At 63.2% G+C, this 11929-nt stretch carries 10 protein-coding genes; 8 read left to right on the top strand and 2 right to left on the bottom strand.

The features are described 5' to 3' along the window. The first annotated feature begins 102 nt into the window (after window positions 1-102). The gene (locus tag P0D89_RS12445; RefSeq protein ID WP_408355918.1) at window positions 103-519 is read left to right on the top strand and encodes a CopD family protein; all 417 of its coding nucleotides are present in this window, start codon (window positions 103-105) and stop codon (window positions 517-519) included. Between the two features lie 125 nt (window positions 520-644). Here P0D89_RS12445 and P0D89_RS12440 read toward each other — a convergent pair whose 3' ends face one another. Then, entirely contained in the window at window positions 645-1490 is an 846-nt protein-coding gene (locus P0D89_RS12440; protein ID WP_408355920.1) for a MurR/RpiR family transcriptional regulator, read from the bottom strand. Window positions 1491-1782: 292 nt separating this feature from the next. On the opposite strand from P0D89_RS12440, the gene edd reads away from it, so the two are divergent. The 4 genes from edd (at window position 1783) to P0D89_RS12420 (ending at window position 6536) form a co-directional block, all read left to right on the top strand. Next, window positions 1783-3711, top strand: coding sequence for a phosphogluconate dehydratase (gene edd, locus P0D89_RS12435; protein ID WP_408355922.1), 1929 nt, complete (start codon window positions 1783-1785; stop codon window positions 3709-3711). Window positions 3712-3736: 25 nt separating this feature from the next. Further along, the gene (gene eda, locus P0D89_RS12430) at window positions 3737-4378 is read left to right on the top strand and encodes a bifunctional 4-hydroxy-2-oxoglutarate aldolase/2-dehydro-3-deoxy-phosphogluconate aldolase (protein ID WP_408355924.1); all 642 of its coding nucleotides are present in this window, start codon (window positions 3737-3739) and stop codon (window positions 4376-4378) included. Between the two features lie 247 nt (window positions 4379-4625). Beyond that, complete coding sequence (locus tag P0D89_RS12425) at window positions 4626-6023, top strand: GntP family permease (RefSeq protein ID WP_408355926.1); 1398 nt, start codon at window positions 4626-4628, stop codon at window positions 6021-6023. Window positions 6024-6041: 18 nt separating this feature from the next. Beyond that, window positions 6042-6536, top strand: coding sequence for a gluconokinase (locus tag P0D89_RS12420; protein WP_408355928.1), 495 nt, complete (start codon window positions 6042-6044; stop codon window positions 6534-6536). Window positions 6537-6650: 114 nt separating this feature from the next. On the opposite strand, the gene purB is transcribed toward P0D89_RS12420, so the two are convergent. After that, window positions 6651-8039, bottom strand: a complete 1389-nt coding sequence (gene purB, locus P0D89_RS12415; RefSeq protein ID WP_149673366.1) for an adenylosuccinate lyase — start codon at window positions 8037-8039, stop codon at window positions 6651-6653. A gap of 245 nt (window positions 8040-8284) precedes the next feature. On the opposite strand from purB, the gene P0D89_RS12410 reads away from it, so the two are divergent. The 3 genes from P0D89_RS12410 to P0D89_RS12400 all read left to right on the top strand — a co-directional run bounded on the left by P0D89_RS12410 (window position 8285) and on the right by P0D89_RS12400 (window position 11852). Next, window positions 8285-9241, top strand: coding sequence for a LysR family transcriptional regulator (locus P0D89_RS12410; RefSeq protein ID WP_408355931.1), 957 nt, complete (start codon window positions 8285-8287; stop codon window positions 9239-9241). A gap of 140 nt (window positions 9242-9381) precedes the next feature. Further along, window positions 9382-10695, top strand: coding sequence for a Glu/Leu/Phe/Val family dehydrogenase (locus P0D89_RS12405; RefSeq protein WP_408355933.1), 1314 nt, complete (start codon window positions 9382-9384; stop codon window positions 10693-10695). 263 nt (window positions 10696-10958) lie between these two features. Beyond that, window positions 10959-11852 carry a glutamate/aspartate ABC transporter substrate-binding protein gene (locus P0D89_RS12400; protein ID WP_408355935.1) on the top strand — a complete coding sequence of 298 codons (894 nt, stop codon included), beginning with the start codon at window positions 10959-10961 and terminating at the stop codon, window positions 11850-11852. Window positions 11853-11929 lie beyond the last annotated feature (77 nt).

Here is an 11929-nt window from a genome sequence, read left to right as displayed (position 1 = left end):
TTGGGGGTGCGGGCCCCGGGGGAGGCCCTAAATTCCCCCCTAAAAGGGGGCCCGGGGCGGGGGGGCGCCGGCCGCTGCCACCACGTTGCATAAGGACCGCCGATGCTTTGGGTAAAGACGTTTCACATCGTATTGATTGCCTCCTGGTTTGCCGGCCTGTTCTATTTGCCGCGCATCTTCGTCAATCTGGCGATGGAAACGGAACCCGCCGCGATCGCGCGGCTCCTGATCATGGCACGCAAGCTGTTCCGTTTCATGACCTTCATCGCGGTGCCGGCTTTGGCGTGCGGTCTATGGCTGTGGCTCTTCATCGGCATTGGCAGCGGGCAGGGCTGGATTCACGCGAAAGTCGGCGTGGTGGTGCTGTTGATCATCTATCACGCGTATTGCGGCGTGCTGCTGCGGACTTTCGAGCGTGGCGAGAATCGTCGCTCGGACAAGTGGTATCGGATGTTCAATGAACTGCCGGTGCTCGGGATGCTGGCGGCGGTCGCGTTGGTGGTGATCAAGCCGTTCTGATTTCGACGCCGGGCCGCAAGGCCCGACGTGATGTTGATCGCTGCAATGAAAAAGGGCTGTTGGCCGATCAATCGGCAAACAGCCCTTTCTGCATCTGGCGTGCTGCTTCGCAAATTGCCGATACCTCACCCGTGCGAATCGACCCTGCGCCGGTGAATCACCTCTTTGGTCTGCGCGAGCTTTTCCACCAGCTCCGGTCCACGGCTGAGCGCCACGCCCACCGCCAGAATATCGCCGATCGCCAGATGCGAGACGCGCGAGGTCATCGGCGAAAAGATATCCGTATCTTCGTCGACGTTCGCAAACAGGCCCACCGTCGCAAGCCGCGCGAGCGGCGAATTGCCGTGCGTGATTGCAATCACCTTCGCGCCCGCGTTGAGCGCGGCTTTCGCGGCGTCGATGATGTCGCGCGTGCGGCCGGTGTTCGAGATCGCCACCACCACATCGCCTTCGCCCAAAAGCGCCGCCGACATCAGAAACGTGTGCGGGTCCGAATACGCGACGCTCGGCATGCCGAGCCGGAAGAACTTGTGCTGCACGTCGAGCGCGGCGATCCCCGAGCCGCCCGCGCCGTAGAACTCGATGCGCCGCGCCTGCGCCAGTATCCCGATCGCCGCCGCCACGCTGTCCGATGACAGATTGTTGCGAACCTGGATCAGCGCGCCGATAGTCCGGTCGAGCACCTTGGCCGCGACGCCCGGCGTCGGCTCGTCGGGCCGCACGTCGCGATAGACGGCGGGCACTTCGGCGGCGATGCCCTGCGCGAGCCGGATCTTGAACTCGCGAAACCCCGAAAAGCCGAGCGCATGACAAAACCGCGCGATGGTCGGCTGGCTGACGCCCGCGCGGGCGGCGACTTCCGTCATCGACAGGTCGAGCACCTCGCGCGGCGCCTCGATCACGTAATCGGCCAGCTTGCGCTCGGACGGGCGCAACTGCTCGCGCATCTCTTCCACTTGGGACAGCATCATCGGAAATCTCGCACTATGCTGAAGAATGCGTGGACTATAGCCGATTGCACGAGAAGGTACAAAAACTACATTTTCTCCCGTAGGTGTAATCCCCAGGTTTCTGCCGTTCGCCGCTGACTGGCTGCCAGTAAGGCGTTGAGCGATCCGGAGAGATGCGGCGGTGCAACAGGAAACGTCGTTGCGATGATGTAGTTTTTCTACTAAGATGGCGTCGTCGGTTGAGCCGACGCCCCCCGTGACACCTACCTGGCAAAGTGCGCGTGCGCCTGCCGCCAGCGACGAAGGAGCTCCGATGGTTTCCCCGCATTCGCAATTGTCGAAGGTCACGCGGCGCGTGATCGAGCGCAGCAAGCCCACGCGCGACGCCTATCTGGCCCGCATCCATCACGCGCAGGGCAAGTTCCCGGCACGCGGCGCGCTTTCGTGCGCGAATCTGGCCCACGGTTTCGCCGGTCTGGAAGGTAACGACAAGCTCGTCATCAAGCAGATTCGCGAGCCGAACATCGGCATCGTGTCCTCGTACAACGAGATGCTGTCGGCCCACGCGCCGTACAAAAACTACCCGGACATCATCAAGCAGGCCGCGCGTGAAAATGGCGGCGTCGCGCAATTCGCCGGCGGCGTGCCGGCCATGTGCGACGGTGTCACGCAGGGCAATGCGGGCATGGAGCTGTCGCTGTTCTCGCGCGAAGTGATCGCGATGAGCACGGCGGTCGCGCTCACGCACAACATGTTCGACGCCGCGCTGTGCCTCGGCATCTGCGACAAGATCGTGCCGGGCCTCTTGATCGGCGCGCTGCAATTCGGCCATCTGCCGACTATCTTCGTGCCGGCCGGCCCGATGGCGAGTGGCCTGTCCAACGACGACAAAGCCAAGACCCGCCAACTCTTCGCGACCGGCCAATGCGGCCGCGACGCGCTGCTCGAAGCGGAAGCCGCCGCGTATCACAGCCACGGCACCTGTACGTTCTACGGCACCGCGAACAGCAACCAGATGCTGATGGAAGTGATGGGCCTGCATCTGCCGGGCTCGGCCTTCGTGCATCCGCATACACCGCTGCGTGACGCGCTGACCGCGCAGGCCGCGCGCCGCGTGCTCGATCTGACGGTCGAGCGCGGCCACTACATGCCGATCGGCCACGTGGTCGACGAGAAGGCGGTGGTCAACGGCATCGTCGCGTTGCTGGCGACGGGCGGCTCGACTAACCACACGTTGCATCTGGTCGCGATCGCGCGTGCGGCGGGCATCGTGATCGACTGGGACGACTTCGACGCGTTGTCGCAAGTGGTGCCGCTGCTCGCGAAGATCTATCCGAACGGCAAGGCCGACGTGAATCACTTCCACGCGGCCGGCGGCGTCGCGTTCCTCGTGCGCAACCTGCTGGAAGGCGGCTTGCTGCACGACGACGTGAACACGGTCGCGGGCAAGGGTTTGAAGCATTACACCGAAGAGCCGAAGCTGATCGACGGCAAGCTGCAATGGGTGCCGGGCGCGCAAGCGAGCGAAGACACAGCGGTGCTGCGCGCCATCAAGGAGCCGTTCCAGCCGGACGGCGGCTTGCGTCTGATGCAGGGCAAGCTCGGCCGCGGCGTGATCAAGATTTCGGCGGTCGCGGCGCAGCATCGCAAGGTGAAGGCGCCGGCGATCGTGTTCGATTCGCAGGAAGCGGTGCAGGAGGCTTTCGACAAGGGCGAACTGAAGCGCGATTTCATTGCCGTGGTGCGCTTCCAGGGCGCGCGCGCAAACGGCATGCCCGAGCTGCATCGTTTGACGCCGTTGCTCGGTGTGTTGCAGGATCAAGGTTTCCATGTGGCGCTGGTCACGGACGGCCGCATGTCGGGCGCGTCGGGCAAGGTGCCGGCGGTGATCCACCTGTCGCCGGAAGCGTTGCTGCAAGGCCCGATCGGCAAGGTGCGCACCGGCGACACGCTGGTGATCGACGCCGAAGCGGGCGTGCTCGACATCGAGATCGACGCGGCCGAATGGACGGCCCGGCCGAACGCCGAGCCGAAGCATCAGGCGGAAAACGAAGTCGGCTTCGGCCGCGAGCTGTTCGGCGTGTTCCGCGCGGCGGCGGCGCCGGCGGAGCAGGGCGCGTCGGTGTTCGGCAAGATGGTGGGCGAACACGCTGACCTGCACACCGGTCAGCACGCAACGCACCACGGCGCAGCGGCCAAAGCGCATAGCGACAAACACACAAGCACCACTCAAGCCAGCTAAGTGCTGCAGAAACAAGGAGTCTGATATGACGTCGAAAACAGTAAGCGATATCGTGCGCCTCGGCCCCGTGATTCCGGTGCTCGCGTTCGACTCGGTCGAACAGGGCGAACACGTGTCGCGCGCGTTGCACGCGGGCGGCGTGAAGGTGCTGGAAATCACGCTGCGCACCGCAGCCGGCCTGGAAGCGATCGAGCGCGCCAGCCAGTTGGCCGACGACATCGTGGTCGGCGTCGGCACGATCACGAAGCCCGAGCACTGCGCACAGGCGAAGAAAGCGGGCGCGCAGTTCGGCGTGTCGCCGGGCCTGACCAAAGAGATCCACAAGGCCGCGCAGGACGCGGGCTTGCCGCTGCTGCCGGGTGTGATGACGCCCACCGACATCATCGTGGCGCTGGAACTCGGCTATGAGATCGTGAAGTTTTTCCCGGCGCAGCAAGCCGGCGGCGTGCCGATGCTGCAAGCGTTCCAGGGCCCGTTCCCGGCGCTGAAGTTCTGCCCGACCGGCGGCGTCACGGCCGAAACGGCGACGACTTTCCTGTCGTTGCCGAACGTGGTGTGCGTCGGGGGGTCGTGGCTCACGCCGAAGGCCGCGCTGGCCGCGCAGAACTGGGCCGAGGTCACGCGTCTGGCGCGTGCCGCCAGTCAGCTGGCCGCGCCCGCGCACTAAGAGCCCGGCCACTTCAAGTCACACGATCAAGGTCCTACCAGGAGCCTCGCCGATACAGCCGCTCAGGCTGTCGCGCCGAGGCTTCTTTGCGATTTGCGCTACGGATTAACGGGCGCTTTCAGGAAACAAACAGTAAAATTCAGCGTCCGCGCAGTCAGCCGGGTTTTCGGCGCAGCGCAGGTCGCCGTGAGACACCGTGCTGGGCCGGATTCCGCACTTACAATCAATAACGCAAAGGAGGAGCTTCATGGAAGCTGTCCACGGCAGCATGCTGCTGGTTTACGCGGTGATCGCCATCGCCTTGCTGATCTTGCTGATCACGCGCTACAAGGTTTATCCGTTCCTCGTTCTCATCATGGTGTCGCTGCTGCTCGGCCTCGTCGCCGGCATGCCGATGGCCACCATCGTCAAATCGTTCGAAACGGGCAACGGCAACACGCTTGGGCACATCGCGGTCGTGGTCGGCCTCGGCACGATGCTCGGCAAGATGATGGCCGAATCGGGCGGCGCCGAGCGCATCGCCACCACGTTGATCGACTTCTTCGGTGAGAAGAACATCCACTGGGCGATGATGGTCGTCGCGATCATCGTCGGCTTGCCGGTGTTCTTCGAAGTCGGTTTCGTGCTGCTGATTCCGATCGCGTTCAACGTCGCGAAGCGCACCAACAAATCGCTGCTGCTGGTCGGCTTGCCGATGGTCGCGGGTCTGTCCGTCGTGCACGGGCTGCTGCCGCCGCACCCGGCCGCGATGCTCGCGGTGCAGGCGTATCACGCGGATATCGGCAGGACCATTGCCTATGGATTGATCGTCGGTGTTCCGACTGCGATCGTCGCCGGTCCCCTGTTCGCGCTGCTCGTCAGCCGCTATATCCAACTGCCGAAGGAAAACGCGCTCGCCGCGCAATTCTTGGGCCACGCTGACGGCAACGGCAGTGACGCGAAAAACGGCGCGGCAAGCAAGGCGCCGAAGCGCGAATTGCCGAGCTTCGGCATCACGCTGTTCACGATCCTCTTGCCGGTGATTCTGATGCTGATCGGCAGCTGGGCCGATCTGATCTCCACGCCGAAGACCCTGCCGAACGATCTGCTGCGCTTCTTCGGCAACTCGGACGTCGCGCTGTTGACGGCCGTGCTGGTCAGCTTCTGGACCTTCGGCGCAAGCCGCGGCTTTACGCGCGAGCAGATCCAGAAGTTCTGCGGTGATTGTCTTGCGCCGATCGCGGGTATTACGTTGATCGTCGGCGCGGGCGGCGGTTTCGGCCGCGTGCTGATGGATAGCGGCATTTCGAAGGAAATCGTCAACGTGGCGACCTCGGTGCACATGTCGCCGCTGCTGTTCGGCTGGCTCGTCGCGGCGCTGATCCGTCTTGCGACCGGTTCGGCCACGGTCGCGATGACCACCGCCTGCGGCATCGTCGCGCCGATCGCGGCGGCGGGCGCGGTGCAGGTCAAGCCGGAGTTGCTGGTGCTCGCCACCGGCTCGGGCTCGCTGATCTTCTCGCACGTGAACGACGGCGGCTTCTGGCTGATCAAGGAGTACTTCGGTATGACGGTGGGGCAGACCTTCAAGACATGGTCGCTCCTCGAGACCATCATCTCGCTGATGGGTTTGGGCTTGACCTTCGCGCTCGCGGCGGTCCTGTAAGGAAGTAAGGAGTTTTTGATGATTCTGATCGCAATGGGCGTGTCGGGCGCCGGCAAGACGAGAATTGGCGAAATGCTGGCGGAGCGCCTGCACTGCGCGTTCACCGACGGCGATGCGTTTCACAGCGCCGCCAACAAGGAGAAGATGCACCACGGCATTCCGCTCTCCGACGAAGACCGTTGGCCGTGGCTGAGAACCATCCGCGCCGCGATCGAAGAAAAGCAGAAGGCGGGCGAGACGGCGGTGTTCACGTGTTCGTCGCTCAAGCGCTCGTATCGCGATATCCTGCGTGCTGGCGACAAGGACGTGTGCTTCGTCTACCTGAAGGGTTCGCGCGAGGTGCTCGAGGGGCGTCTGACCACCCGCACCGGCCATTTCTTCGATCCGTCGTTGCTGCAAAGCCAGCTCGACACGCTGGAAGAACCGGGCGCGGATGAAGCGATTACGGTGAGCATCGAACTGTCGCCGGAAGAGATCGTCGACGATGTGTTGAAGCAGGTTGGCGAGCGGTGAGTGTCCGCTAGCTAGTTCGCTTGTCGTTGTCGGGACGAAGAAAAGCCGCTCCTCGGAGCGGCTTTTTAACGCCTGCCTCGTAGGGAGCGAGGCAGGCGTGCATCAAGCGGGGAATCAAGCGATGCGCTTCGCCAGTTCGACTGCCTTGCCGATGTACGAAGCCGGCGTCATCGCGAGCAAACGATCTTTCGCGTCTTGCGGAATCGCAAGGCCGCCTACAAAGCTTTGCAGCGCTTCACGCGTGATGCCCTTGCCGCGCGTCAGTTCCTTCAACTGCTCGTAAGGGTTTTCGATACCGTAACGGCGCATCACCGTTTGCACCGGCTCGGCCAGCACTTCCCAGCAGTTGTCGAGGTCTTCGTTCAGACGCTGGGCGTTCACTTCGAGCTTGTCGAGACCGCGGATCAGCGAGTCGTACGCGAGCAGCGAGTACCCGAATGCGACGCCCATGTTGCGCAGCACCGTCGAGTCGGTCAGGTCGCGCTGCCAGCGCGACACCGGCAGCTTGTCGGCCAGATGGCGCAGCGTCGCGTTCGCGAGACCCAGGTTGCCTTCGGAGTTTTCGAAGTCGATCGGGTTGACCTTGTGCGGCATCGTCGACGAGCCGATTTCACCCGCCTTGGTGCGCTGCTTGAAGTAGCCGACCGAGATGTAGCCCCACACATCGCGGTCCAGATCCAGCAGGATCGTGTTGGCGCGCGACACGGCGTCGAACAGTTCGGCCATGTAATCGTGCGGCTCGATCTGGATCGTGTACGGATTGAAGGTGAGCTTCAGGCGCTGTTCGACCACTTCGCGCGAGAACGCTTCCCAGTCGAACTCCGGATACGCGGACAGGTGCGCATTGAAATTGCCCACCGCGCCGTTCATCTTGCCGAGCAGTTCGACCTTCGCGACACGGTCGATCGCGCGTTCGAGGCGCGCTGCGACGTTGGCGATTTCCTTGCCGAGGGTGGTCGGGCTGGCCGGCTGGCCGTGCGTGCGCGACAGCATCGGCTGTTCGGCGTGCGCGTGAGCCAGCGCGACGAGGCGCTGATGCACCGAGCGCAGCGCCGGCAGGATCACGTGTTCGCGGGCGCCGGCCAGCATCAGGCCGTGCGACGTGTTGTTGATGTCTTCCGACGTGCACGCGAAGTGGATGAACTCGCTCGCGCGTTCCAGTTCTTCCTGCCCCTTGACCGATTCCTTCAGCCAGTACTCGACCGCTTTCACGTCGTGATTCGTCACGCGTTCGATTTCCTTGATGCGCGCCGCGTCGTGCGCGGTGAAGCGCTCGGCCAGTTGCAGCAGGAATTGCTCGGACGCTTCGGAAAAACGCGGCACTTCGGCGAAGCCCGCACGCGATAGCGCGATCAGCCAATGGATCTCGACCGTCACGCGATTACGCATGAAAGCGGCTTCCGAGAGCCAGTCGCGCAGGGCTTCGGTTTTCGACGCGTAACGGCCGTCGAGCGGGGAGAGCGCGTTCAGCGCGAACAGGGTGTCGGGGCGGGTGTCGGACATGATGGGGACCGGGTCGAAGCGTTGAGCGCTCAGAGAGCGGATCGGGAACGGAGGGAACCGCGAATTTTACCACTGTGCGCGTGGCTGCCGGTTCGGGCCGTGATTTCGCGGTGCGCGTGGCTGCCAGGCAGGCATGCGTCCCCTTGGCAGCCGGTCCGCGATCCGCAACTGCCTGAACGCGTCACGCCGCCTGCGCGCCCGCTTAGAATGCTGACTTCCTCCTCCCGCCCGGCAGCACACCCCGCATGGAACTGAAATGGCTCGAAGACTTCGTTTCGCTCGCGGAAACGCGTAGTTTCAGCCGCTCGGCCGAATTGCGTCACGTCACGCAGCCGGCGTTTTCGCGCCGCATCCAGGCGCTCGAAGCCTGGCTCGGCACGGAACTGATCGACCGTTCGGTTTATCCGACGCGGCTCACGGCGGCCGGACAGGTGTTCAACGAGCAGGCGCTCGCGATGCTGTCGCAGTTCCACGAGGCCCGCGCGCTGCTGCGCGGCCATACGGCGACGCCGCAGGCGACCATCGAGTTCGCGGTGCCGCACACGCTGTCGCTGACGTACTTTCCGCGCTGGCTGCAACGCATCGAAGCGCAGATGGGCCCGATCCATACGCGGCTGCGGGCGCTGAACGTGCACGACGCGGCGTTGTCGCTGGTGGAGGGCGGCTGTGATCTGATGATGGGCTATCACCATCCCAGTCACCCGGTCGCGCTCGATCCGGCCCGCTACGACATGCTGACGCTCGGCAACGAGCCGATCAGCCCGTTCTCGGCGCCGGGCCGTGCCGGCCGGCCGCGTCATACGCTGCCGGGCACGGCCGAGGCACCCGCGCCGTATCTGTCCTACACGCCCAACGCGTATCTCGGACGCATGACCGAGGTGATCCTCGCCAACGCGCCGGAGCGCCTGTACCTCGACCGGCTCTATGAAACCGACATGGCCGAAGGGCTGAAAGCGATGGCGCTGGCCGGCCACGGCATCGCCTTTTTGCCGCACAGCGCGGTGGAAGACGCGGTCGCCGACGGCAAGCTGATCCGCCTCGATCGCGCGATGCGCGGCACGCCCGAAGGGCAACTGACACTGAGCATGGAGATTCGCCTGTACCGCGACAAGCTCGCGGCGAAAAGCGACGACGCGCGCCAGGTGCTGGTGCGGCAGTTGTGGGAGGTCGTGTCGGAAGAACTGGGACAGGACGCGGCATAAAAAAACCTGCGTTGCCACGACGCGAATTTGCAGCTTCCATAAGGTTATGCAAAAAAAACATAATCGGATAAGGAAACGGCATTGGATTTCAAAACGGCGTTTTTCGACAATGCACGTATTCGATCAACGCCGGAGCGTTCATGTCTTCCCAGCAGCAAGTTGCCCAATCCGCATCAACGTTGCAGTCGGTTCCGTCTTACCTCAATAGCGAAGACCTCGGCCCCTGGGGCAACTACCTGCGCCAGGTCGACCGCGTCGCGCCGTACCTCGGCTCGCTGTCCCGCTGGCTCGAAACCCTCAAGCGCCCGAAGCGCATTCTGATCGTCGACGTGCCCATCGAACTCGATAACGGCACCGTCGCTCACTTCGAAGGCTATCGCGTGCAGCACAACGTGTCGCGCGGTCCGGGCAAGGGCGGCGTGCGTTATCACCAGGATGTGACGCTGTCCGAAGTGATGGCGCTGTCCGCGTGGATGTCGGTGAAGAACGCGGCGGTCAACGTGCCGTACGGCGGCGCGAAGGGCGGTATCCGCGTCGATCCGCGCACGCTGTCGCGTGGCGAACTGGAGCGCATGACGCGCCGCTACACCAGCGAAATCGGCATCATCATCGGACCGAATACCGACATCCCCGCGCCGGACGTGAACACGAACGAGCAGATCATGGCGTGGATGATGGACACGTACTCGATGAACCAGGGCCAAACGGCCACCGGCGTCGTGACCGGCAAGCCGATCACGCTAGGCGGTTCGCTGGGCCGCCGCGAGGCGACGGGCCGCGGCGTGTTCGTGGTCGGTTGCGAGGCGGCACGCCGCATCGGCTTCGATATCGAAGGCGCGCGCATCGCCGTGCAAGGCTTCGGCAACGTCGGCGGGATTGCCGCGCGGCTGTTCCAGGAAGCGGGCGCGACGGTGGTCGCGGTGCAGGATCACACCGGCTCGCTGTACAAATCGACCGGCATCGACGCGGGCGCGCTGCTCGAGCACGTCGCGAAGACGGGTGGCGTGGGCGGCTTCCCGGAAGCAGATCCGGTGACCAATGAAGAGTTCTGGACGATCGAATCGGACATCCTGATTCCGGCTGCGCTGGAAAATCAGATCACCGAAAAGAACGCCGGAAAGATCAAGACGAAGATCGTCGTGGAAGGCGCCAACGGCCCGACCACCACCGCAGCGGACGACATCCTGCACGATCGCGGTATCCTCGTGATTCCGGACGTAGTGGCCAATGCGGGTGGCGTTACGGTGTCGTACTTCGAATGGGTGCAGGACTTCTCCAGCTTCTTCTGGACCGAGGACGAGATCAACCAGCGCCTGGAGCGCGTGATGCGCGAGGCGTTTGCCGCGGTGTGGCAGGTGTCGAGCGAGCAGAACGTGTCGGTGCGCACGGCGGCGTTCATCGTTGCTTGTAAGCGGATTTTGCAAGCGCGCGAAATGCGCGGTCTGTATCCCTGATTTTTGTTTGAACGGCGGCTGCGCTACTCTGCGGATTCGCCGGCAATTCTTGCCTGAACGCGGTCCACAAGACTGCGTGTCGTACCCGGCGGACGGCATCGGATCGATGCCGCCCGCCTTTGCGTATGTGAAAAAAGTCCGAGGACAGGTTTCGAGCGCCGCGCGCCCTTAGCGGCGCGCGCGCAACAGCATGGTTTATAGCCATACTTTCAGAATAATTACTTTGCTAAACTGGCGCCGGTTCTTGCCTAGGAGATCACAACATGAAGGTTAAAAAAGCTGCGCTGCTACTCGCGACTCTCGGACTGTTCACGGTCGGCGCGCACGCGCAAGACGCGGGTACGCTGAAAAAGATCAAGGACACGGGCGTCATTTCGCTGGGCCATCGCGAATCGTCGATCCCGTTTTCGTACTACGACGACAAGCAGAACGTCATCGGCTATTCGCAAGAGTACGCGATGAAGGTCGTTGAGGCTGTCAAGCAGAAGCTGAACATGCCTAACCTGAAGGTCAAGCTGACGCCGGTCACGTCGCAAAACCGCATTCCTCTGGTGCAGAACGGCACCGTGGACATCGAATGCGGTTCCACCACGAACAACCTGGAACGCCAGCAGCAGGCCGCGTTCACGAACACCATCTTCGTGATCGGCACGCGCCTGATGACCAAGAAAGACTCCGGCATCAAGGACTGGCCCGACCTGAAGGGCAAGACGGTCGTCACGACCGCCGGCACCACCTCCGAGCGCCTGCTTCGCAAGATGAACCAGGACAAGAGCATGGGCATGAACATCATCAGCGCGAAGGACCATGGCGAGTCGTTCCTGACGCTGTCCACGGGCCGTGCAGCGGCGTTCATGATGGACGACGCATTGCTCGCGGGCGAACGCGCGAAGTCGAACAACCCGAACGATTTCGTGATCGTCGGCGCGCCGCAATCGCGTGAAGCCTACGGCTGCATGCTGCGCAAGAACGATCCGGAGTTCAAGAAGGTCGCCGACGAAGCAATCGCCAAGGTGCAACTCTCGGGCGAAGCCGATCAGATCTACAAGAAGTGGTTCGAATCGCCGATTCCGCCGAAGGGCCTGAACCTGAACTTCCCGCAAAGCGACGACATGAAGGCGCTCTTCAAGAATCCGAATGACAAGGCAATCGATTAAACCTTAGCTGTTTTTTTGAAACGCTGAACGGAACGGAAGGGGCCACGCGCTTCTTCCGTTTCTTTTTGCTGGAGTCT

It is taken from the genome of Paraburkholderia sp. RL18-085-BIA-A, from assembly GCF_046027075.1.
Lineage (GTDB): Bacteria > Pseudomonadota > Gammaproteobacteria > Burkholderiales > Burkholderiaceae > Paraburkholderia.
Note: the sequence above shows the minus strand (reverse complement) of the source record. Positions and strands in the feature narration are given on the sequence as shown.